The following is a 23227-nucleotide window of genomic DNA, read 5'->3' on the forward strand; positions in this document are numbered from 1 at the left end:
GGACGGCTCCTTCGGTTGTCTCGTTACGGATCAGGAGGCGCGGGCGGTCACTCGCGCCTGAGTTCGGCCTCCGCCGCCGCCAGTGCGGCGAACTCCTCCTCCGGGGCCGCCGCCACCAGCCGGTGGCGGCTGTAGAAGGCGAAGTAGGCGAGCGCCACCGCGTAGACACCGAGCGCGATGAACGCCGCGTCCCGGTCCACCAGGAAGGTCGCCACCAGCGCCGAGCATGCCAGAACGAAGGCGACACCCGAGGTGCGCGCGCCGCCGGGGGTGCGGTAGGGGCGGGGCAGGTCGGGCTCGCGGCGGCGCAGCACGATGTGGGAGAGGGCCATCAGGGCGTAGCTGATGGTGGCCCCGAAGACGGCGACGTTGAGCATCCGGCCGCCGTTGCCGCTCCAGGCGGCCAGGGTGAAGCCGATGACGCCGGGGATCAGCAGTCCGAGGTAGGGGGACTTGCGGCGGTTGGTGAGGGAGAGGAAGCGCGGCAGGTAGCCGGCCCGGGAGAGGGCGAAGAGCTGACGGGAGCCGGCGAAGATGAGCGAGAAGAACGAGGCGACCAGGCCCGCCAGGCCCGCGTAGTTGACGAACCGGCTCAGGACGGTCGGCTCGCCGCTGCCCTGCAGGGCGACCACGAGCGGGTTCCCCGCCTCCTTGATGGCGTCGGCGCCCTGGGCCCCCGTGGCGGAGACGAAGGTGATGAGCGCCAGGAAGACCAGCACGGCGAGCGAGATGGCCAGGGCCTTCGGCATCGAGCGGACGGGGTCCTTGGCCTCCTCGGCGGCGAGCGGTACGCCCTCCACCCCGAGGAAGAACCACATCCCGAACGGGAACGCCGCCCAGATGCCGAGGAGCCCGTACGGCAGCCAGGAGTTGGAGCCGAAGGCGGTGGGGTCGGCCGGGATGTCGTTGAGGCGGCCCGCGTCGAACTCGGTGAACGCGCCGACGGCGAAGATCAGCAGGGCGGCGACCGCGATGGCGGTGACGACCAGGCTGAACCGGAGCGCCTCGCCGACGCCCCAGAGGTGGATGGAGATGAAGATCGCGAAGCAGGCGAGGTAGACCGGCCAGCCGGAGGTCAGCCCGAACAGGCCGAGCGATTCCACGTAGTCGCCGATGAAGAGGGAGATGGCGGCGGGGGCGAGGATGTACTCGATGAGGATGGCCGTGCCGGTGAGGAAGCCGCCCCAGGTGCCGAGCGCGCGCCGGGCGAAGCCGTAACCACCGCCCGCGGTCGGCAGGATGGCGGAGAGTTCGGCCAGGGCGAAGACCAGACAGGCGTACATGACGCCCATCAGGACCATGGCCACGGCGAGTCCGCCGAAGCCGCCCTTGGAGAGGCCGATGTTCCAGCCCGAGAAGTCGCCGGAGACGACGTAGGCGACGCCGAGTCCGGTCAGCAGCAGCCAGCCGGCGCTGCCTCGCCTCAGGGTCCGGCGGTTCAGGTACGCGGCCGAGCCGGGCGCCCCCGGGCCCGTGGAATCGGGTGGTCCGGCGGGTGTTTCGGTTCCCTGAGCCATGAGGCGCTCCAGATGTCTGTCGACGTCGTCGATGGAACTGCTTCGATCAAAGGTTCGTCGGCACACCTTTGTGGAACGTCGGCGCGCATGGCAAGGGGCCTGCGTTAAAGAGTGGTTACGGATCAGCCTCCGCGGCCGACGCCGCAGGTCGGCCCCGGCCCTCTCAGGCCAGGAAACCGCGCAGCAGCGCCGCCGTACCGGCGCAGTGTTCGCGCATCATCGCGCGCGCCTTCTCCGGGTCCCGGTCGAGTACGGCCCCCACGACAGCGGCGTGCTGCTGCTGGGAGTGCTCCAGGTTGCGCACCAGCAGCGGGATGCAGTCGAGGAGTTCGTTGAGGGTGGCGCGTACGGAGGCGTACCGGGCGGCGAGCGAGCGGGAGCCGGAGAGTTCGGCGAGGGTGAGGTGGAGCAGGGTGTCCTGGCGGCGGTAGTCCTCCAGCCGGGCGCCCTGGGTGGCCTCCAGGGCCGCCCGCAGCCGGTCGGCGCCGTCGGCCGGGAGTCCGCCGGCGCAGAGCCCGGCGGCCCCGGCCTCCAGCACCTCGCGGAAGCGCAGCGTGTCCTCCACGTCGACGGCCGCCACCCGGCGCCGCAGTTCGTCGCTGCCGTCGGCGGTGGCGGCGCGCGGCAGGACGAACGTTCCGCCGTAGCGGCCGCGCCGGCTCTCCACCATGCCCTGGTCCTGGAGGACCTTGAGCACATCGCGCAGGGTCACCCGGCTGACGCCCAGGTGCTGGGCGAGCTCGCGTTCGGCGGGCAGCCGGTCGCCTGGCGGGACCAGGCCGAGGCGGAGCAGTTGCAGCACCTGCTCCAGGGTCTCCTCGAAGCCGTTGCCCGCGCGGACGGGGCGCAGGACGGAGGCGAGCGGACCGGAGCCGGGCTCGGCCGCCTCCCCGCCCGCCGCCTCGACGGCCTCCGGGGTGCCTTCCGCCACCGCCGGACGGGCCCCGTCGGTTCTCCTTCTGGTGACCACTCGCGGATCCCCTTCCCAAGCAATGGTTCTCTGTCATACCTTAAGCCTCCCGGTTCACCCAAGGAGGAATCCCGTGGCAGACCGCACACCCCCGCTCACCGTCGACGAGCTCCGCTCACGCGTCGCGGACGGGTCGACAGACACTGTGGTGCTGGCCTTCCCCGATATGCAGGGCCGGCTCCAGGGGAAGCGGTTCGCAGCCGGGTTCTTCCTCGACGAGGTGCTGGAGCACGGTACCGAGGGCTGCAACTACCTGCTGGCCGTGGACACCGAGATGCAGACCGTCGACGGCTACGCGATGTCGTCGTGGGAGAACGGCTACGGCGACTTCGGCATGGTCCCCGACCCCGCCACGCTCCGCCCGGTCCCCTGGCACGAGGGCACCGCCCTCCTGATCGCCGACCTCGCCTGGCACGACGGCAGCCCGGTCGTGGCCGCGCCGCGCCAGATCCTGCGGCGCCAGCTGGACCGGCTGGCCGCGCTCGGCTTCACCGCACAGGTCGGCACGGAGCTGGAGTTCATCGTCTTCCGGGACAGTTACGAGGAGGCCTGGGACCGCGACTACCGCGGGCTGACCCCGGCCAACCAGTACAACATCGACTACTCGATCCTCGGCACGGGCCGCATCGAGCCGCTGCTGCGCCGCATCCGCAACGAGATGCAGCAGGCCGGGCTCACCGTCGAGTCCGCCAAGGGCGAGTGCAATCCCGGGCAGCACGAGATCGTCTTCCGTTACGACGAGGCACTGACCACCTGCGACCAGCACGCCGTCTACAAGACCGGCGCCAAGGAGATCGCGGCCCAGGAAGGTGTCTCGCTGACCTTCATGGCCAAGTACGACGAGCGCGAGGGCAACTCGTGCCACATCCACCTCTCGCTCACCGACGAGAACGGCGAGAACGTGATGGCGGGCGACGGGCCGGACGGCATGTCCGAGCTGATGCGCCACTTCCTGGCCGGCCAGCTCGCCGCCCTGCGCGACTTCTCGCTCCTCTACGCGCCCAACATCAACTCCTACAAACGCTTCCAGCCCGGCTCCTTCGCCCCCACCGCCGTCGCCTGGGGCGTGGACAACCGCACCTGCGCCCTGCGGGTCGTCGGCCACGGACGCTCCATGCGCTTCGAGAACCGGCTGCCCGGCGGTGACGTCAACCCTCACCTGGCCGTCGCCGGACTGGTCGCCGCCGGTCTCTACGGGGTGGAGCACCGGCTGCCGTTGCCGGAGGCGTGTACGGGCAACGCCTACACCGCCGGGTACGACGAGGTGCCGACGACCCTGCGTGAGGCCGCCGAACTGTGGGAGGCCAGCCCCATCGCGAAGGAGGCGTTCGGCGAGGAGGTCGTCGCGCACTACCTGAACATGGCGAAGGTCGAACTGGCCGCGTACGACTCCGCGGTGACCGACTGGGAGCTGCGCCGCTCCTTCGAACGCCTCTGACCACCCCCTGCTCCCCGATCGAGGTCCGTACGTGTCACAGCACTCCGCAGCGTCCGCCCTGGACGTCCTGAACCCGGCGACCGCCGAGGTCATCGCCACCGTGCCCGCCGCATCGGCCGCCGACGTGGACGCGGCCGTCCACCGCGCCGCCACGGCACAGCGCCCGTGGGCCGCCGCCGCACCCGCCGACCGGGCCAGGCTGCTGCGCCGCTTCGCCGCCACCGTCGACGAACACATCGAGGAACTCGCGCAGTTGGAGGTGCGGGAAGCCGGGCACACCATCGGCAACGCCCGCTGGGAGGCGGGCAACGTCCGCGACCTCCTCGACTACAGCGCGGGCGGCGCGGAGCGGCTGCTCGGCCGGCAGATCCCGGTGGCGGGCGGCATCGACTTCACGGTCCTGGAGCCGCTGGGCGTCATCGGGGTCATCGCGCCCTGGAACTTCCCGATGCCGATCGCCGCCTGGGGTCTGGCCCCGGCGCTCGCCGCAGGCAACGCCGTCCTCCTCAAGCCCGCCGAGACGACCCCGCTGACCGCTCTCCGGCTGGCCGAACTCGCCCTGGAGGCAGGTCTTCCCGAAGGGCTGTTCCAGATCCTGCCGGGTGAGGGTCCGGTGGCCGGGAGCGCCCTGGTGGACCACCCGGGCGTCGCGAAGATCGTGTTCACCGGCTCCACCCGGACCGGGAAACACATCATGACCCGGTGCGCGGACCGCGTGAAGCGGCTCACCCTCGAACTCGGCGGCAAGAGCCCGAACATCGTCTTCGCCGACGCCGATGTGGCGGCGGCGGCCGCCGCCGCCCCGATGTCCTTCCTGGACAACGCGGGCCAGGACTGCTGCGCCCGGACCCGCATCCTGGTCGAACGGCCGGTGTACGAACGGTTCCTGGAGCTGCTGGTCCCGGCCGTCGCGGCCGTGGTGGTGGGCGACCCGGCGGACGAGAAGACCCAGATGGGGCCGCTCATCTCGGCCGCCCAGCTGGACCGGGTGCGGGGCTACGTCGACGGGGACCGGGGCGCCGACGGCGTACAGGCGATTCTCGGCAACTCCCCGGAGGGGCCCGGGTTCTGGTATCCGCCGACCGTGCTCACCGGGGTCCCGGCCGATGCCCCGGTGGCCGTCGAGGAGGTCTTCGGGCCGGTCGCGGTGGTCCTGCCGTTCGACGGCGAGGAGGAGGCCCTGCGCCTGGCGAACGCCACCGACTACGGACTGGCCGGCTCGGTCTGGTCCCGGGACATCGGGCGGGCGCTCCGCGTCGGCCAGGGCCTGCGGGCGGGCAACCTCTCCGTCAACTCGCACTCCAGTGTGCGCTATTCGACCCCCTTCGGCGGCTACAAGCAGTCGGGTCTCGGCCGTGAGCTCGGGCCCGACGCCCTGGCCGCGTTCACCGAGACCAAGAACATCTTCATCAGCACGGAGGCCTGAGCACCATGACCGACACTTCCCCTGTCTGCCGCCGCCTGGTCGGCCGCACCGCCGTCGTCACCGGAGCCGGCAGCGGCATCGGCCTGGCCACCGTGCGGCGGCTGGCCGCCGAGGGTGCCCAGGTCGTCTGCGCCGATGTCGACGAGGCGAGCGGCAAGGCCGCCGCCGAGGAGGCGGGCGGGCTCTTCGTCCGTACCGACGTCACCGACGCCGAGCAGGTCGACGCGCTCTTCAAGGCGGCGTTCGACACCTACGGTTCGGTCGACATCGCCTTCAACAACGCCGGGATCTCGCCGCCCGACGACGACTCCATCCTGGAGACCGGCCTCGATGCCTGGCGCCGGGTGCAGGAGGTCAACCTGACCTCCGTCTTCCTCTGCTGCAAGGCCGCCATCCCGTACATGCGCGCCCAGGGCCGGGGCTCCATCATCAACACGGCGTCGTTCGTGGCCCGGATGGGGGCGGCGACCTCGCAGATCTCGTACACCGCGTCCAAGGGCGGGGTGCTGGCGATGTCGCGCGAGCTGGGGGTGCAGTTCGCGCGGGACGGCATCCGGGTCAACGCGCTGTGCCCGGGGCCGGTCAACACCCCGCTGCTCCAGGAGCTGTTCGCCAAGGACCCGGAGCGGGCCGCGCGGCGTCTGGTGCACATCCCGGTGGGCCGGTTCGCCGAGCCGGCCGAGATCGCCGCCGCCGTGGCGTTCCTGGCGAGCGACGACTCCTCGTTCGTCAACGCGACGGACTTCCTGGTGGACGGCGGGATCGCCGGGGCGTACGTCACCCCGGTCTGAGCCCGCAGGCGCGGGGGGCCGCTACCCCGCCCCCTGCGCCAGTGCTCCCCGCAGCCGCTGCGAGCGGAGGACCAGCAGCATCGCGAAGCGCTGGTCCGGGTCGTCGATCGCGTCGCCCCACAGCTCACGGATCTGGCGCAGCCGGTAGCGCGCCGTCTGCGGGTGGACGCCGAGGCGCTGGGCCACCTCGGGCGCGCCGCCGGGCGTCTCGATCCAGGCGAGCAAGGTCTCGGCCAGCCGCCTGGCGGCGGTCGGGCCGAGGCCGTCCAGCGGGGCGAGGCAGCGGCGGGCGGCCGCGTCGATCAGCTCCCGGGACGGCAGGAGCACCAGCTCCTCGGTGCGCTCGGTGCAGTGCAGCACCTCACCCTGCGGCAGCAGGTTCTTCTTGATCAGCTGGACCGCGGTCTCCGCCCAGCGAAGCGAGGTCGCCGCCGAGGCCAGCGGCACCGGCGGACCGATCGCGCCGGACCAGCCGGCGGTGGCCCGGCGCAGGGTCTCCGCCCGGCCCGCCGTCTCCGGTTCGGGGATGACGATGCGCGGCTGCTCGCTCTCCATCTCCAGCAGGATCCCCTGGCCCACCGCCGGGGCCACGGCCTCCCGGGCGGGGCGCATCAGCACGCCCACCGCGATGGTCTCCGGCAGCTCCCAGCCGACGCGGGCGGCCCGCTCGGCGAGCGTCCTGGCCGAATCGCCCCGGGGCTCCACCAGCAGGAGGTCGATGAGCTGGCGCTGGAGGCGCAGCCGCTCGCTGGCGCGGCGGGCCGCCGCCTCGGCGTAACCCAGTACCGACTGTTCCACGAGGCCGTCCAGATACTCGAATCCCGATTCGGCCAGCTCGTACATGGCGGGGGCGGCGATGTCGACCTGCTGGCCGATCTCGGCGAACCTGCGCCAGGTGAGCCGGACCCCGAGCCGGTAGATGGCCTGGAGGGAGTCGAGGCTGCGGCCGTGCAGCCCCTCACCCCGGCCGAACTCCTGGAACACCTCCGGCGGCACCCGGGGGTGGGCGGCCCCGGCGCCGAGATGGCGCACGAACCCCTCGATGGCGCGCCGGATGCCGACGAGCGCCATCGGCTCGCCGGACTCGTCCTCGACCAGCTGGAGGTAGGGGTAGTCCTGCCGGATCTCCGTGAGGATCATCTGGGCGATCGCCGGCGCCTCGGCCAGGGCGATGGAGGCGAACCGCTCCACCTTCGACCGGGGCACCTCCTGCCAGGCGCCAGGCTTCACGAGCCCGCCGGCGCGGTGTCGTAGCTGATCAAGGGGGTGTTCGGCTGCTCGGGTGTGGCGTCGAGAAGCGCCACGATGCCGAAGGCGGCACCGAAGGCGAGCGCCGCGGCCACCAGGGCGGTGGCGGCGGCGGTGATGAGTCTGCGCATGATCGGGTCAGCTCCTTGCTGGAGTCGATCCCCTGCTCCGTAAGGCCGGGCCCCTCCGGCTGGCACACAGTGTCGACAGTCCATTGACATGCCGTCAAGGGCTTGCTTACTGTTCACGCCAATCAAGGGCTGACCGGCCCGGGGCCCGTGCACCTCCCGCGAAGAGATTCGACCCAGGAGTGCCCGGATGCACCGCAATGCTTCACCTCTGTCACTGTTTCTGCTGGGTGCAGGGGTCTTTCTGCTCGTCCTCGCGCCGCTGCTCGTCTGGTATGTCCAGCCGCAGGCGAAGCGCACCCCTGTAGATATCGATACGACCACGGTCTTCACCGGGACCGGCAGCTACTTCGACACCTCGAAGGTCGAGACGGTCGAGGGCAAGGAGATCACGATCACCCGCCAGGTGCGCGGGGACGTGGCCGACAGCGTCAAGAGCGGCAACGCCGTGTGGGACGTCTCCACCTCCGTCGACCACGAGGGGACCCTGCCCGCCTCCGACCCCCGCGACGCCCTCCAGTGGACCGTGGAGCGCTGGGTGACCGACCGGTCGACCAATGAGCCCGTGCACTGCTGCGAGGAGACCCCGGCCTTCGACGGGGAGGCGTATCTGAAGTTCCCCTTCGATGTCGAAAGACGCGCCTACCGCTGGTGGGACGGGACGCTCGGCGGCGTCGTACGGCTGGAGTACGCCGGCCGGAAGAAGGTGCAGGGGTACGAGGGGTACGCGTTCAAGGGCACGGTGGAGCCGACCCGGACCGGGGTGCGGCAGGTGCCCGGCGTGCTCGTGGGCAAGCCCCGTACGCCCCAGATCCTCGCCGAGGAGTGGTACTCCAACAGCGGGATCGAGCTGGTCGTGGACCAGCGGACCGGGCGGATCATCAACGCGGCGATCGGCCCGAAGAAGACGTTGCGCGCACCGGGCTCGTCGAAGGACGCCGTCACGCTGCTGGAGAGCAGGCGGGTCGAGTTCACCGAGGACACCCAGCGCCAGCAGGTGGAGCTGGCGTCGGCGGACAGCGACCGGCTGGCGCTGCTCTCCGGGACCGCGCCGGCCGGGGCGGTCGGACTGGGCCTCGTACTCGCGACCGTGGGCATCGTGCTCGTCATCCGGGGGCGCAGAACGGAGCCGGAGGCCTCGAATGCTCACATGATGACGAACTTGCCCACCTGAGTTACCGGCAAGTTGTCGCATCGGTGAGTAGCCGGGGGCGAACCCGTGCCGAAAACTGTCTATCCCCACCACAGCACGGCCCCCGGTCTCCCCTCCCTTGTTCGCGCGCCCCACAGCCGCGTTCTCCGTACCCGTACCCGAATCCGCTCGTCCCCTTCCCGTAGTGCCCCGGCCCCTCCCCTTTCTCTCCGCCCCCTCTCCGTGTTCCTCAAGCCCCGCCACGAGTCCCCCGCCCCCGAGCCGAGTTGGAGCACCCATGCCCCAGCACGTACCTCCCCCGCTGCTTCCCGCAGCCGCGCCGCAGGGTCAGGGCCAGGTCTCCCCCAGGGTTTCCGCCTCCCCGAGACGCATCGTCTTCCTCGCCCACCGCGACCTGGGCAACCCGGCCGCGGGGGGCTCCGAGCTGCTCGTCGACCAGCTCGCCCTCGGTCTCACCGAACGGGGGCATGACGTCACCCTCCTCTGCGGCGGGCAGGCCGCACGCCGGCCCTACCGGGTCGTCTCCGCCGGCTCGCAGCTGGGGCACTACCTCGGCGCGCGCTCCGCGTTCGCCCGGCAGGTCGGCAGCTGCGATCTGCTCGTCGAGGTCTGCAACGGCATGCCGTACCTGGCGCCCCTGTGGCACCGGGGTCCGACGGTGTGCCTGGTCAACCACGTCCACACCGATCTGTGGGAGATGCGGTTCCCGGCGCCGGTGGCCCGCGCCGGGCGTCAGCTCGAACACTGGGCCCTCTCCCGCGCCTACCGGGACCATCTGATGATCGCCGTCTCGCCGTCCACCGCGGGCGCCCTGCGGGAGCTGGGCGTTCCGGACGAGCGCATCCGGCTGGTGAACAACGGCGTCCAGGAGCCGCTGCCGCAGAGCGAACGGTCCGCGACCCCGCTCTTCCTGGCGCTCGGCCGGCTGGTCGACTACAAGCGCGTCGATCTGCTGCTCCAGCTCTGGGAGCGGGTACGGCCGGTCACCGGAGGCCGGCTCGTGATCGTCGGCGACGGTCCCGAGCGGGAGAAGCTGGAACGGCTCGCCGGGCCCGATGTGGAGTTCGCCGGGCATGTGTCCGAGGCGGAGAAGCACCGGCTGCTCTGCGCGTCCTGGATGCTGCTGCACCCGGCGGCCGTCGAGGGGTGGGGGCTCGTCGTCACGGAGGCCGGGACCCGGTCGACCCCGACGCTCGGCTTCGACGTCCCCGGACTGCGCGACTCCGTCGAGGACGGGGTCACGGGCATCCTCGCCCGGGGCGAGTCGTCCTTCGCCGCGGCCTGGTGCGCGCTGGCGCTGGACGAGGAGCGCCGCGAGGCGATGGGGAAGGCGGCGCGCGAGCGGGCCGCAGCCTACCGGTGGAGCAGCAGCGTGACCCAGCTGGAGGCCGTGGCCGCCGAGGCGATCAGCGGTACACGGTCCTGGCCGACGGGTGCCCGCCCGTGAGAGACCCGTCCTTCCGCCGCTCCCTCACCCTGTTCCGCGCCTTCCTGCGCGAGGGGGAGGACCCGGCCACCGTCTACACCCTGCTGGCCAGGGACGCGGCGGACCAGGTCGAGCGCCATGTGCCGCTGGAGGGGAAGGTCGTCGTCGACATCGGCGGCGGCAACGGCTACTTCACCCGCGAGTTCCGGCGGCGCGGCGCGCACAGCTACCTCTTCGAGCCGGACCCCGGGGAGCTGGGTGACCGGCAGCCGCAGGGGCCGCGGGACACGGTCGTCGCCGACGGCTATCTGCTCCCCCTGGCGGACGGGGCGGCCGATGTCGCCTTCTCCTCCAACGTGCTGGAGCACGTCGCGGACCCGCACACCTTCCTCAGCGAGATGGCGCGCGTCACCCGCCCCGGCGGGCTGATCTACGTCTCGTTCACCAACTGGTACTCGCCGTGGGGCGGCCACGAGTGGGCCCCCTGGCACTACGCCGGCGCCGAGCGCGCCCGCGCTCGCTACGAGCGGCGCACGGGCCACCCGGCCAAGCACCGCCTCGGCGAGAACCTCTTCAGGATCGGCGTCGGCCCGACGCTGCGCCATGTGCGGGGCCGCACCGACGTGGACGTGGTGTCCGCGCGGTCGCGGTACTGGCCGGTCCTGCCCGAACTCGTCACCCGGGTGCCCGGACTGCGGGAATTCGCCACCTGGAACCTCCTCCTCATTCTCCGGCGGTGTTCATGACCAGCGCAGTCCACCACCCACCCCACCAGGTCCCGGACGGCGGCGACCCACCGCCCGGGAGACCGGTCGACGACCCGGCGCCCCGTTCACGGCGCTGGCTGCTGGGGTTCTGGGCCACGGTGTTCGTGGCGTTCCTGGCGGTGTCGCCGGGACGCATGACGTTCGACACGAAGCTCGGTGTCGTCGTGGATCCCGGGCGGTTCCTCGGCGACCTGGGCGAGCTGTGGCACAGCCGCTCCGGGTTCGGCGGGATCGCCGACCAGTACATCGGGTACCTCGTGCCGATGCTGCCGTACTACGGGCTGGCCGATCTGCTGAAGGTGCCGACCTGGCTGGCGGAGCGGCTCTGGCTCTCGCTGATCGTGGCGGCCGCCTTCTGGGGTGCGCTGCGGCTGGCGGAGCGGCTGCGCGTCGGTTCCCCGGCGACCCGGCTGCTCGGCGCCCTCGTGTACGCGCTGTGGCCGACGTACACGATCGTCGTCGGGTCGACCTCGGCCGCCGCTCTGCCCGGCGCGCTGCTGCCGTGGGTGCTGCTGCCGCTGACCGACCCGCGCCTGGCGCCGCGTATCGCCGCGGCCCGTTCCGCGCTGCTGATCCCGCTGATGGGCGGGGTCAACGCGGCGTCCACGCTGGCCTCGCTGCTGCCGGTCGGGCTCTATCTGCTCTCCCGGCCCGCCGGTCCGCGCAAGCGGGCGCTGCTGCTCTGGTGGATCCCGGGCGTGATCCTCGCGACCGCCTGGTGGATCGTTCCGCTGCTGCTGCTGGGCACCTTCGGTGAGAACTTCATGCCGTACGTGGAGTCCTCGTTCACCACGACGAGCACCATGTCGGCGACCGAGGTGCTGCGCGGCGCGGGCAACTGGGTGGGCTATCTGAACTTCGGCGAGGCATGGCTGCCCGCCGGGTGGACCGTCGCCACCGCGACCGTCACCATCCTGGGCTCGGCACTGGCCGCCGCCCTGGGCCTGGCCGGTCTGGCCCGGCGCGATCTGCCGGAGCGCCGCTGGCTGGTGCTGACCGTGCTGTCCGTCGCGCTGATCACGCTCGCCGGGTACGGCGGTGCGCTGGGCGGTCTCTTCCACGGGACCGTGCAGGAGTGGCTGGACACCTGGCTGGTGCCGTTCCGGAACATCTACAAGTTCCAGACGGGCCTGGGTCTGGCCTTGGCGCTCGGTCTGGCGCACCTCACCGCCGTGGCCTCGCTCCGGGCGGAGCGCGACGAGCGGGTGCCCGTACGGGCGCGCCGGCTGGCTCCGGTGATCGTCGCCGTGCTCGTACTGCCGGGTCTGGCCTGGCCCTACGTCAACGGGTCGATCCTGCAACCGGGTTCGTTCAAGGAGATCCCGGACCACTGGGCGAAGGCCGCGGGCTGGCTGAAGGAGAACTCGGCGAACGACCGGGCCCTGGTCGTGCCCGCCACCGCGCACGGCATCTACACCTGGGGCTCCCCCATCGACCAGCCGCTGGACGTGCTGGCCGACACGCCGTACGCCCAGCGCGACTACGTCCCCTTCGGCACCCCGGGCAACCGGCGGGCGATGGACGCCGTGGAGCAGGCACTGACGTCCGGGGGCCAGGTCCCCGGGCTGAGCGAGTACCTGAACCGGGCGGGGCTGCACTACGTCGTGGTCCGCAACGACCTGGACCCGGACCAGCTGGGGTACGTCCCCACCACCACGGTCAAGCGGACCCTGGAGGCGTCCGGCTACAAGCGGGTCACCGGCTTCGGTCCGGTGATGACCGGCGGCCGGATCGCCGACGGCACGCCCATCCAGGTCGAGGGGCTCTACCCGCGCCAGAGCGCGGTGGAGATCTACGAACCGCCCGCCAGCACCGGGCGTCCCGGCCGGGCGAGCATCGCACCGGTCTCCTCGACCGCCGTCGTCAGCGGCGGACCGGAGTCCCTGCTGCCGCTCTCGGCGAGCGGCGCCCTGGCCGGCCGGCCCACCGTGCTGGCCGGTGACGCCCACCCGGGCGTCGGGAGGCCGTCGCTCTACGTGGCCGGTGACGGGCTGCGCCGGGCCGACACCCGGTTCGGCCTGGTCAACACCAATACGTCGCACACCTATACGGCCGATGAGCGCAACGCGCCGGAGTCGGAGCAGGACCCGGGTGCCGAGCCGCGCCAGATCCTGCCGACCGAGGGCAAGGAGCACCAGACCACGGCGGTGCTCCGCGGCGCGAAGTCGGTGAGTGCCTCGTCCATCGGCAACTGGCTGTTCCATCTGCCGCAGTACGACCCGGCCAACGCCTTCGACGGCAACCCGGACACCGCCTGGGCGGAGGGCTCCGCCGCCTCCCCCGAGGGCGAGTGGGTACGGGTCGACTTCTCCGGCTCGCAGGAGCTTCCGGGCTCGTTGCGGCTCACCCCGCTGCCCAGCGGCAATGTCCGGGCGGCGGCGACCGAGGTGCGCGTCGAGACGGACCGGGGCCACAAGGACAGCCCGCTCCGGCCCGACGGCTCCCCGCAGGAGGTGGCCGCGCCCGCCGGGCCGGCCTCGTGGCTGAAGGTGACCATCCTCAAGTCCCAGCAGGGACGCCCGGGTCTCACCGGCGCCGGGTTCACCGACATCGCCATCCCCGGGGTGCAGGTGACCCGGATGCTGGAGCTGCCTTCCGACGCACCGCGTGAGGGGGCAGACGCGACGGTCTACTCGCTCAAGCGCGGCAGCGACCCGGGCGGTCTCTCCGCGGTGGCCGCGGAGACCGGGCTGCACCGCCAGTTCACGGCCGGCCAGGCCGGTACGTACAAGGTGGCCGCGAGCGCGGTGCCCGTGCCGGGCGAGGCGCTGGACAAGCTGCTGTTCGACCTGACGGGCGAGCGCGACAAGATCCTGGTCAGCGCCGACTCGACGGCCCGCCTCGGCACCAACCTCAGCGCGCGCAACCTGACGGACGGCGACCTCACCACGGCGTGGATCGCGGGCGACCGTCCCGTACTCCATCTGTCCTGGCCGGAGAAGACCCAGATCGGGGAGATCGTGTTCGCGGCGGCCGGTGGGATCTCCACCCGGCCCGAGCAGGTCCAGATCAGCTCGCCGGACGGCACGGCGGTGGCGGCGGTGGACGAGAACGGCATGGCCCGCTTCTCGCCCATCACCACCGACCGGATGGACATCACCATCTCGCGCCAGGCACCGCTCACCGTGCACAACCCTTTCGCCGGCGGCCAGTTGCAGCTGCCGGTCGGGCTGAGCGAGGTCTACATCCCGGCGCTGGAGCAGTTCCGCTCACCGCAGCCCGCCCCGGAGAAGAAGTTCAGCCTGCCCTGCGGTCAGGGGCCGGTCCTCTCCATCGGCGGCACGCTGATGGAGACCAGAGCCGAGGGCCGGATCAGGGACCTGACACAGCGCCGTCCCATCGCGGTCTCGCTCTGCTCCGAGCGCTCCGAGGTGGAGCTGGGCGCCTCGACCCACACCGTGGAGGCCGGGGACGCCGGTCCGCTCGCCATCACCGATGTCACGCTCTCCACGGGCGAGACGAAGGCCCCGGCGGCCACCGCCCGCACGGTCGACGTCAAGGACAGCGACGGTGACCGCCGCACGCTGACGGTCGGCGCCGGTGAGGCCTCGTACCTCCAGCTCCACGAGAACCACAACAAGGGCTGGAAGGCCACGCTGAACGGCAAGGAGCTGACGCCGCTGCGGATCGACGGCTGGCAGCAGGCGTGGCTGGTCCCCGAGGGCGAGGGCGGCACGGTCACCCTGGAGTACGAGCCCGCGCTGATCTACCGGGCCGGACTGATCGGGGCCGGGGTGCTGTTCCTGGTGCTGGTGGGGCTGGCCGTCTTCCGGCGGAAGGGCTCCGGCCCGGCGGAGAACGCGTACGAGCGCGAGGAACAGGCGCTTCCGCCGGCTCCCGGGCTGATCCTGGGCACCGTGGCGCTGACCCTGGTGGGCGTCGTGATCGCGGGTCCGGTCGCCCTGGTGGTGCCCGTGCTCGCCGTGCTCGCCCACTTCCGTTCGTCGTTGTTGGCGCCCATCGCCTTCGCGGCGATGGCCGGGGCCGGGGTCGTCGCGGCCATCGGCACCGGGGAGTACACCGCCACGGACAAGGGCGCCTTCGGGGCGACGGCCCAACTCCTCGCCTTGATCGCCCTGTTCGCCGCACTGGTCACGGTCGGGTCCGCCCCGGCCCGGGGCAGGCGACGGGCCAGCCGGGGTGCGGAGCCCGCCACCGCGACGGCCGGTGAGGGCGACCCGGAGGCGACGGTCCCGCAGCAGCAGGCGGCGCCGTCCGGCCGGACCCTCTCCGCCGACGCCAAGAGGCCGCACACCGACCCGCCCGCACACGGTCCGGGCGGCCCGGCGGCTCCGCCCGGCGGCGGAGGGCCCAACGGATGACCGCCACGCACCCCGCCCGGCCGGAGACGGCCGGGCGGCTGCCCCGGATACCGTTCCCCGTCGTCGACGAGGTGGACCGGCACTGCGCGCAGGACGCCGAGCCGAGCACGATCCACATCGAGATCCATCTGCCCGGCCGGGTCGAGGAGGACCGGCTGCGCGCCGCGTTCGCCGCGTCGCTGGCTCGGCATCCGCGGGCGCTGATGCGGGAGCGGCCGCGCGGTCCGCTCGCGCGGCGGTACGAGTGGGAGCTGACCAAGGGCCCGGACCGCGAACCGGTCACCTTCCTGCCGCCCGCGCCCGGGGCACTGGACCGGGCGCGGGCGGCGTCCCTCACCACCGCCCCACCGCTCACCGTCTCCCCTCCGCTGCGGGCCGATGTGGTCGAGGAGCCGGACAGGGAGGGGTGTGTACTGGTGCTCGCCGTGCACCACACCGCACTCGACGGGCCCGCCTGTCTGCGGCTGGTGGCCACCGCCGCCGAGATCTACAGCGGGCGGTCCGCGCCCCAGCCGTCCGCCCCGGCCCGCCCGGCCGACGCACCACCGCCCCCGCACTCCGGTCCGTCCGCCTTCGCGCGGCCGGCCCGGGTGGCGGCGGGCACCCCCGACAAGGCACCGGGCAACGGACAGCTCCTCGCCGAACTCCCGGTGCCCCGGCGGAAGTCAGGCGCGCCCTACACGGTGAACGACCAGCTGATGGTGGCCACCGCCCTGACGGTGGCCGACTGGAACCGGCAGCAGGGGGCGACCGAGCGGCCGTTGCGGATCACCATGCCGGTCGACGACCGCACCCGGGGCCGGAGATGCCGATCGGCAACGGCACCCGGCTGGTCGAGGTCGGCTTCGACACGGCGGAGGTGGCGTCCGGCCGGGACATCGCGGCGCTGCTGCGCCTCACCGCCGAGCGCACCCGCGCTCTGAAGGCGCGGCCGCGGCCTCAACTGGGGCGTTCGGCGTCGCTGTTGACCGCCCCACTGCTGCCGGTCGCCGCGCGAGCGGCGTACACCCGGGCGCTGCGGGTGCTGGCGGGGCCGTGGACCTCGACGACGCTGCTCAGCAACATCGGCCGGATCCCCTACTCGCTGGACTTCGGCGACGCGGGGAGGTCCGCCGCCCTGTGGATCTCCGCGCCGGCCCGGATGCCGAGAGGGCTGACGTTCACCACCGCGTCCACCGCCGGCCGGCTGCATCTGGCTCTGCGCTGGTCGCGGACCCTGCTGGGCGACGCGGACGGCGAGGCGCTGCTCGGCCTGTTCTCCCGTCATCTGGCCGCGACATCCTCGGAGGCCCCGTGACCGGCACCGTCTCTCCCCCGCCCGGGCTGCGGGACTTCTACGAGAACCCGGCCGTCCCCGTGGCCTCCGGCGACGGGCGCAGCCGACGCCAGGCACGGCTGCTGGCCGCCGCCCTCGACGGGCGTACGGGCCAGGTCGTCGTGGACGTCGGGTGCGGCGACGGGACGGCCGCCGCCACCGCCGCGCCGATCCTCGCCGGGCACCGGCTGATCGGCGTCGACTGGTCGCAGGACGCGCTGCGCCGCGCCCGGCCCCGGATGGGTTCGGTGGTCCGGGGCGAGCTGGAGCACGGCGGGCTGCCGCTCGCCGACGGGTGCGCGGACGCGGTGCTGTTCAGCGAGATCCTGGAGCACCTGGTCGACCCGGACCAGGCGCTGGACGAGCTGCGGCGGATCCTGAAGCCCGGCGGCCATCTGATGCTGTCCACGCCGAACCTGGCCGCCTGGTACAACCGGGCGCTGCTGCTGGCCGGGGTGCAGCCGGTCTTCTCCGAGGTCAGCCTGCGCGGGATCCACGGCAGGCCCGGCTCCGAGGTGGTGGGCCATCTGCGGCTCTACACCGCCCGCGCGCTGCGCTCCTTCCTGACGGCCTCCGGCTTCGAGGACGTGAAGATCACCGGCGCGCCCTTCCACGGGGTGCCGCGCCCGCTGCGGCTGGTGGACCGGGCGGCCTGTGCGGTGCCCGGTGCGGCGTCCATCCTGCTGGCCCACGCTCGGCGGCGATAGCGCGATGTGGTGGGGTGTGGGGGCCGCGCTGGTGGCCAACCTGCTGTACAGCGTGGGGTTCGTGGTGGAGAAGCGGGCCCTGGGCCATCTGCCCGCGCTCTCCGCGGGCAAGCCGCTGCGCGTGATCCTCGTCCTGCTCACCAGCCCGCTGTGGATCGTGGGCGCGCTGTCGCTGGCGGCCGGTTTCGCGGCCCAGCTGATCGTCTACCGGGTGCTGCCGATCGCGGCGGCGCAGGGCATCTTCGTCTCCGGCCTGGTGCTGCTGCTCCTGCTCTCCTCGGCCGTGCTCGGCGAGGAGTCGACCGGGCGCGAACGGTACGCCCTGGGCGGTGTCCTGGTGGCGCTGCTGATGGTCGTCGCCTCGGTGCGCGAGGGCGAGGACGTGGTGAGCGCGGGCGCCCCCTGGATGCTGGTGCTCCTGGTCTGCGTCCCGGCGCTGGCGGCGGGCGTCTGGCTCTACATCCGGGTGGAGAGCCGGGCCGGCAAGCGCCACCGGGTGCCGACCAGCGGCATCGGTTACGGGGTGGCGGTCGGGCTGCTGTACGGCGTCAGCTCGCTGGCGGTCAAGGGCACCTCCAGCCGGCTGACCACCACCGACCTCGGCGAGGCGGCCCGTTCCCTGTTCGGCTCGCCCTACCCGTATCTGCTGCTCTTCACCGCCGTGGCCGGTCTGGTGATGTCCCAGACGGCGCTCCAGCGCTGCCGGGCCTCGCTGATCGTGCCGGTGTGCACCACGGTGACCTGTCTGTTCACGGCGGTCCTCGGGACGCTCGCCTTCGGGGAGTCCCTGCCCGACGATCCGCTGCTGCTGACCCTGCGGCTGGCCGGCACGGCGCTGGCTCTCACCGTCCTGCTGGCCATGCCGCGCCACGACCCACCCGCCGAGGCGGCCCCGTCCTGACCACCGCACGCCCCCTGTCCCCCACCCCACCACCGAGGGAGTCTCCATGAACCCCGACGACCCGCTGCTCGCCATCCTGGCCTGCCCCCTGGACAAGGGCCCGCTGGCCCTGCTGACCGACGAGGAGGCGCTCTACAACCCCCGGCTGCGCCTGAGCTACCCGATCCTGGACGGCATCCCGCATCTGCTGCCCTCCTCGGGCCGCAAGGTGGAGGCCGACGCCCACGAGAGATACCTGGCGCACCTGAAGGCCTCGGCCACGTGACCACGTTCGCCGCGGCGGTGGCATCCCGGCTGCCCACCGGCTTCGTCGGCTCCGCCGCCGTCGCCCTCTACCCGCGCTTCGAGCCGGAGCTGCGCCGGCTCGCCGACTTCTGCCCGCCCGGCTCCACCGCCGTGGACATCGGCGGCTGGTACGGCCCCTGGTCGCGCCGGCTCGCCCGGCGCTGTACGCGGGTCGTCACCGTGGAGCCCGTACCGCATCTGGCCGACCATCTGCGCCGTACGCTGCCGTCGAACGCCCGGGTGGTCCAGGGGGCGGCGACGGACCGGGCGGGTTCCACGGTCCGGCTCTGGTTCCCGGAGGGCGACCACGGCGACCGCGGGGTCTCCTCGCTGGAGCGGCGCGACATCCACGCACACTGCGTCGAGGTGGAGTCCCTCACCATCGACAGCCTGGACCTGCACGGTGTCGGCTTCGTGAAGGTGGACGTCGACGGCGCGGAGGTGGCGGCGCTGCGGGGCGCGGCGGAGCTGCTGCGGCGGGACCGCCCGGCGCTGCTCGTCGAGCTGGAGAGCCGGCTCGGCCCGATCGCCCCGGCGGTCGACCTGCTCACCGGCCAGGGGTACGCGGGGTGGGTGCTGGCGGGGCGGCGCTGGATCCCGCTGGCCGGGTTCGACCTGCCGGCCCACCAGGCGAGGACGGAGCACCTCGTCCATCAGGGCCTGCTGCGCCGGGCCTTCGTGCCGCAGCGGACCCGGTACATCAACTCGGTGCTGTTCCTGCCCGAGGGGCGGGTGCCGGGCACCACGGCGGTCTGAGCGAATCCACCGGCGCGGACCGCGCTGACAAGGGAGGTTGCGGGGCAGGTGGAGGGGAGAGCCGGGTGGCCGTCCTCGCGGGGGCGGCCACCGGGCCGAGACCCCTACCCGAGACCTGGCCGACCCCGAGGAGTTCCACCGTGATCGAGAGCGCAGACATCCGTGAGTGGCGTACGCGTGACGTCGTCGACGCAGAGGGGCGCAGGATCGGGTCCCTGGAGTCCGTCTACGTCGACACCGGGACGGACGCCCCGGCGTTCGCCACCATCGTGGTGGGCCTGCCGACCCGTCACCGGCTGGTCTTCGTACCACTGGCGGAGGCCGTCGTGGGCCCGGACTACGTCAAGGTCGCCCACGCCAAGGCCAAGGTGAAGGACGGCCCTTCGATCGGAACGGACGACGTCCTGCCCGCCGAGGACGAGCCGGCGCTCTTCGCCTACTTCGGCCTGCCGTACCTGCCCCCGGCCGACGGCGTACGGGTGCTGGCCCGCCGCTGACGCGCCCGGGACCTGCGGGGGCTCCTCCCCGGCCCGACGTATCCTCTCCGGGAACGCGCCGAGCGGAGGACGGGCCACGTGACGGGCAGCAGTACGGAGCGGGACGGCACCGGCGGGGACGGCGCAACGGCCGCGGAGCGCATCTCGCTCAGCGTCCGGGCGCGGGACGCGGTCCGGCGGCGGATCGTGGACCGCCGCTATCCGCAGGGCGCCCGCCTGGTCGAGCGCGAGATCGCCGAGGAGCTGCGGATGTCGCGGGTCCCGGTCCGCGAGGCCCTGCGCGCCCTGGTCTCCGAGGGCCTGCTCGAACTGCTGCCGCACAGCGGGGTGCGGGTGCGGCTGTTGGAGCGGGCCGATGTGCACCATCTGTACGAGGTGTGGGAACCGCTCGCGGTCCAGGCCTCCCGCCTCGCCGCCCGCCGGGTGGCGCGGGCCGCGCCCGGCGAACCGGAGGGCCTCGCGGCCCTGCGGGACTCCCTGGAGCGGGCCGAGCAGGCCGCGTCGGACGACGAGGGGGCACGGGAGGTGGCCGCGCACACCGCGTTCCACGACGAGATCGTGGCGCTGAGCGGCAATCCGATGCTCAGCCGCACGATGGAGCAACTGAGCGGCCAGCTCCAGCTGTTGTTCGGGCTGCGTGAGGAGCCGGCGCATATGCGCGCACAGCACGCGGTGATGTTCCGCTGCATCACGGCGGGCGACGAGGAGTCGGCGGCCGCGAGCACGCTGCTGCATGTGCGGGACAGCCGGGCGGTCGCGCTGAGGTCCCTGTCCGACGCCCTCTAGCTTGGTATACCGCGAGGAATCCCGCAAGGATCGAACCCTCTCCCCACTATCCAGGATCCGGACGATATCGACACTTATGCCGGATCTTACGCGTGCGGAATCGCCCCTTCCCCCACCTGTGGAGCCCCTGGTATACAAAGAGCTCCCCACGCGTCCCGTGACCGAAGGAGCTCCCATGTGCGTCGAGTCCACCCCGCCCCCGCCCGGCCGACTGACCCGGCGCGGCGTGCTCGCCGGTGCCGCGGCCCTGGCCGGCACCTCGGCCGTCCTGGCCGCGAGCGCCTCCGGCGCGTCCGCCGCCTCCGTGGTCCCCTCCGCCGCGCACCGCCCGGGGCGCGGCGGTGACCTGGTCGTCGAGGGCGGCACACTGCTCGACCCGGCGACCGGTGAGGTCACCGAGAACGCGGTCGTCGTCATCACCGGGGGCGTGGTCCGGGCCGCCGGACGCCGCGGCGACGTCCGCGTCCCCGCCGGGTACGCCGTTCTGCGGGCGCACGGCCGGTGGGTCCTGCCGGGGCTCATCGACGCGCACATCCACCTCAACACGGCGACCGAGGCGCGCGACGCGGTCCGCAAGGGCGCCACCAGCGCACGCAGCGGTTCGACCAACTTCTACCAGGACATCGCCGTACGGGAGCTGGCCCGGCAGGCCCCCGAGCGGGCGCCCCGGCTGCGGGCCGCGGGCATCTTCGTCACCCCCGACCTCGGCGACACGATCCTCGCCGACCCCGATCTGGCGCCCCTCGCCCGCCTGCGCGACGGTGTGCGCTCGCCCGAGGCACTGCGCCGGGTCGTCGAGGTGAACCTCGCCCGCGGTGCCGACACCGTGAAGACCCGGGTGAACGAGCGTGCGGGGCTGCCGGAACAGGACCCGCTGGCCCAGGTGTACGACCACGAGCAGCTCTCCGCGATCGTCGCGGCGGCCCGGCGCGGCGGCAAGGGCGTGCTCTGCCACAGCTACAGCGAGAAGGGCTGCCACGACGCGGTGACGGCCGGGATCCGCTCCCTGGAGCACGGGGCCTTCGTCGGGGAGCGCACACTGCGTGAGATGCGCCGCAGGGGTACGTACTTCACCCCGACCCTCACCGCGATCGCGGGCCTCGCCGAGTCCGCCGACCCGGTGCTGGCGGAGCGGGGCCGCGCGTATCTGCCGGTCCTGAAGCGGGCGGTGCTCGCCGCGCACGAGCTGGGTGTACCGCTCGCGGCGGGCACGGACTCCTCGGGTGGGACGGTCGACCCCATCGGCCGCGAGGTGGAGCTGATGCGCTCGGCCGGGCTCTCCGCCCTGGACGCGATCCGTACGGCGACCACCGGGGCGGCGAAGCTCCTCGGGCTCGGCTCGACGGCGGGCAGGCTCGCACGGGGCTTCGCCGGGGACGTCCTCGTCGTGGACGGCGACCCGCTGGCCGATGTCACGGCACTCGCGAAGCCGGTGCACGTGGTGCGCTCCGGTCTCCCGGTGTGACACACCGCCGGCCCCGACCATCTGAGGAGATCCTGATGCACAGCGAGTCGGCCACGGTCTTCAGGAACGTACGGCCCTACGGAGCGGAGAGGACGGAGGACCTCACGGTCGTCGACGGAGTCTTCACGGACTCCCCCGCGCCGAGCGGTGCCCGGGTCGTCGACGGCGAGGGTCGGATCGCCCTGCCGACACTGGTGGACGCCCACATCCACCCGGACAAGACGGCGTGGGGCGAGCCATGGGTGACCCGTAACCCGGCGAGCTCCATCGCCGGGTACACCGCCGAGGACGTCAAGCTCCACCACGCCCTCCGTACGCCCCTGAAGGAGCGCGCCCAGCGCCTCATGGGCCACGCCGTCACCCGGGGCACCCGGGCGATGCGAGCGCATGTCGATGTCGCACCGGCCTTCGGCCTGGCCGGCGTCGAGGGGGTCGGGGCGGCCCGCCGGGCCCTGCGGCACGCGCTCGACGTGGAGATCGTGGCCTTCCCCCAGCACGGAGTCGTCCGCACCCCCGGCACCGGGGAGCTGCTGGAGGAGGCCGTGCGGACCGGGGCGGTCGACCGGGTCGGCGGCATCGACCCGATCGGCTTCGACGAGGCGCTGGACGAGCAGCTCGACGTCGTCTTCTCCATCGCCGACCGTCATGGCGTGGGCGTCGACATCCATCTCCACGAGCGGGCGGGGACGGGTCTGGAGTCCCTGCGGGCGATCATCGCCCGCACCCGCGCGCTCTCCCTCCAGGGCAAGGTGACCGTCAGCCATGTGTTCTGCGTCCCGGGGCTGCCGGAGCGCGAACTCGACGCACTGGCGGCCGGGCTGGCGGAGGCGGGGATCTCACTGACGACGGTGGCGCCCTCCTCGGACCTGGTGCTGCCCATCGAGCGGCTGCGTGAGCACGGGGTGCAGGTGGGTCTGGGCTCGGACGGTGTGCGGGATTCGTGGAGCCCGTTCGGCGACGCGGACATGCTGCACCGCGCCCATCTGCTGGCCCGGGTCCAGGACGCGCGCCTGGACCAGGAGCTGGAGGCGGCCTTCCGCGCGGGCGCCGACGACGGGGCGCGGCTCCTCGGCCTGGCGCGGGCGGACCTGAGGCCCGGTTCGCCGGCCGACTTCCTGCTCGTACGGGGCGAGTGCCTGCCCCAGGTCGTGGTCGACCTGCCGCGGCGGGAGCTGGTGGTGCGGGGTGGGCGGATCGTCGCCAGGGACGGGGAGTTCGTCGGGGGCTGAGCGCCGGGCGGCGGTGGCCGCGACGAAGGCTCGCACCCACCGGGGGGAGCAGCTCCCCGGAGGCCCCTCCAAGGGGGCGAGGTAGAACTTAGGCTAGCCT

General features: G+C 73.0%; 19 protein-coding genes and 1 pseudogene. 16 read left to right on the top strand and 4 right to left on the bottom strand.

From position 1 onward, the window contains the following. Positions 1 to 47: 47 nt before the first annotated feature. Positions 48 to 1517, bottom strand: a complete 1470-nt coding sequence (gene eat, locus D6270_RS02380; RefSeq protein WP_109166991.1) for an ethanolamine permease — start codon at positions 1515 to 1517, stop codon at positions 48 to 50. Between the two features lie 163 nt (positions 1518 to 1680). After that, positions 1681 to 2448, bottom strand: coding sequence for a FadR/GntR family transcriptional regulator (locus D6270_RS02385; protein WP_225976752.1), 768 nt, complete (start codon positions 2446 to 2448; stop codon positions 1681 to 1683). A gap of 112 nt (positions 2449 to 2560) precedes the next feature. Between D6270_RS02385 and D6270_RS02390 the strand changes: the two genes are divergently transcribed. The 3 genes from D6270_RS02390 to D6270_RS02400 are packed head-to-tail and all read left to right on the top strand — an operon-like array spanning position 2561 to position 6142. Then, positions 2561 to 3925: a glutamine synthetase family protein gene (locus D6270_RS02390; RefSeq protein ID WP_109166989.1), complete on the top strand. Its 1365-nt coding sequence runs from the start codon at positions 2561 to 2563 to the stop codon at positions 3923 to 3925. A gap of 31 nt (positions 3926 to 3956) precedes the next feature. Continuing rightward, a complete protein-coding gene (locus tag D6270_RS02395; RefSeq protein ID WP_109166988.1) occupies positions 3957 to 5351 on the top strand; it encodes an aldehyde dehydrogenase family protein in 1395 nt (464 codons plus the stop codon). A 5-nt stretch (positions 5352 to 5356) separates the two neighbouring features. Continuing rightward, on the top strand, positions 5357 to 6142 hold the full coding sequence (locus tag D6270_RS02400) for a 3-oxoacyl-ACP reductase (RefSeq protein ID WP_109166987.1): 786 nt from the start codon (positions 5357 to 5359) through the stop codon (positions 6140 to 6142). A 21-nt stretch (positions 6143 to 6163) separates the two neighbouring features. Here the strand turns inward: D6270_RS02400 and D6270_RS02405 are convergent, their stop codons facing one another. Both D6270_RS02405 and D6270_RS32700 read right to left on the bottom strand, forming a co-directional pair. Then, the gene (locus tag D6270_RS02405; RefSeq protein WP_109166986.1) at positions 6164 to 7372 is read right to left on the bottom strand and encodes a PucR-like N-terminal domain-containing protein; all 1209 of its coding nucleotides are present in this window, start codon (positions 7370 to 7372) and stop codon (positions 6164 to 6166) included. Then, positions 7369 to 7521: a hypothetical protein gene (locus D6270_RS32700; RefSeq protein WP_015607033.1), complete on the bottom strand. Its 153-nt coding sequence runs from the start codon at positions 7519 to 7521 to the stop codon at positions 7369 to 7371. Before D6270_RS32700 ends, D6270_RS02405 begins: the two co-directional genes overlap by 4 nt. A gap of 187 nt (positions 7522 to 7708) precedes the next feature. On the opposite strand from D6270_RS32700, the gene D6270_RS02410 reads away from it, so the two are divergent. The 13 genes and pseudogenes from D6270_RS02410 (at position 7709) to D6270_RS02470 (ending at position 23127) form a co-directional block, all read left to right on the top strand. Then, entirely contained in the window at positions 7709 to 8692 is a 984-nt protein-coding gene (locus tag D6270_RS02410) for a cell envelope lipid trafficking protein PgfA (RefSeq protein ID WP_109166985.1), read from the top strand. A 256-nt stretch (positions 8693 to 8948) separates the two neighbouring features. Next, positions 8949 to 10118, top strand: coding sequence for a glycosyltransferase family 4 protein (locus D6270_RS02415; protein ID WP_109166984.1), 1170 nt, complete (start codon positions 8949 to 8951; stop codon positions 10116 to 10118). After that, a complete protein-coding gene (locus D6270_RS02420) occupies positions 10115 to 10843 on the top strand; it encodes a class I SAM-dependent methyltransferase (RefSeq protein ID WP_109166983.1) in 729 nt (242 codons plus the stop codon). The genes D6270_RS02415 and D6270_RS02420 overlap by 4 nt, the downstream gene beginning before the upstream one ends. After that, on the top strand, positions 10840 to 15186 hold the full coding sequence (locus D6270_RS02425) for an alpha-(1->3)-arabinofuranosyltransferase domain-containing protein (RefSeq protein ID WP_109166982.1): 4347 nt from the start codon (positions 10840 to 10842) through the stop codon (positions 15184 to 15186). The genes D6270_RS02420 and D6270_RS02425 overlap by 4 nt, the downstream gene beginning before the upstream one ends. Further along, positions 15183 to 16483, top strand: a pseudogene (locus tag D6270_RS02430) (condensation protein). Before D6270_RS02425 ends, D6270_RS02430 begins: the two are co-directional and overlap by 4 nt. Further along, positions 16480 to 17208, top strand: coding sequence for a class I SAM-dependent methyltransferase (locus tag D6270_RS02435; RefSeq protein WP_109166980.1), 729 nt, complete (start codon positions 16480 to 16482; stop codon positions 17206 to 17208). Before D6270_RS02430 ends, D6270_RS02435 begins: the two are co-directional and overlap by 4 nt. Before the next feature lie 4 nt (positions 17209 to 17212). Further along, the gene (locus tag D6270_RS02440) at positions 17213 to 18109 is read left to right on the top strand and encodes a hypothetical protein (protein ID WP_109166979.1); all 897 of its coding nucleotides are present in this window, start codon (positions 17213 to 17215) and stop codon (positions 18107 to 18109) included. A 46-nt stretch (positions 18110 to 18155) separates the two neighbouring features. Further along, positions 18156 to 18374 carry a Trm112 family protein gene (locus tag D6270_RS02445; RefSeq protein ID WP_109166978.1) on the top strand — a complete coding sequence of 73 codons (219 nt, stop codon included), beginning with the start codon at positions 18156 to 18158 and terminating at the stop codon, positions 18372 to 18374. Continuing rightward, positions 18371 to 19150 (top strand): FkbM family methyltransferase, encoded by a 780-nt coding sequence (locus D6270_RS02450; RefSeq protein ID WP_109166977.1) that lies wholly within the window; start codon positions 18371 to 18373, stop codon positions 19148 to 19150. Before D6270_RS02445 ends, D6270_RS02450 begins: the two co-directional genes overlap by 4 nt. 140 nt (positions 19151 to 19290) lie before the next feature. Further along, positions 19291 to 19647 (top strand): PRC-barrel domain-containing protein, encoded by a 357-nt coding sequence (locus D6270_RS02455; protein WP_109166976.1) that lies wholly within the window; start codon positions 19291 to 19293, stop codon positions 19645 to 19647. A gap of 78 nt (positions 19648 to 19725) precedes the next feature. After that, positions 19726 to 20433, top strand: coding sequence for a GntR family transcriptional regulator (locus tag D6270_RS02460; RefSeq protein WP_109166975.1), 708 nt, complete (start codon positions 19726 to 19728; stop codon positions 20431 to 20433). A gap of 175 nt (positions 20434 to 20608) precedes the next feature. Continuing rightward, a complete protein-coding gene (locus D6270_RS02465) occupies positions 20609 to 21898 on the top strand; it encodes an amidohydrolase family protein (protein ID WP_109166974.1) in 1290 nt (429 codons plus the stop codon). After that, on the top strand, positions 21895 to 23127 hold the full coding sequence (locus D6270_RS02470) for an amidohydrolase family protein (RefSeq protein WP_376205878.1): 1233 nt from the start codon (positions 21895 to 21897) through the stop codon (positions 23125 to 23127). Before D6270_RS02465 ends, D6270_RS02470 begins: the two co-directional genes overlap by 4 nt. Positions 23128 to 23227: the final 100 nt, after the last annotated feature.

The organism is Streptomyces griseus subsp. griseus, assembly GCF_003610995.1.
GTDB lineage: Bacteria > Actinomycetota > Actinomycetes > Streptomycetales > Streptomycetaceae > Streptomyces.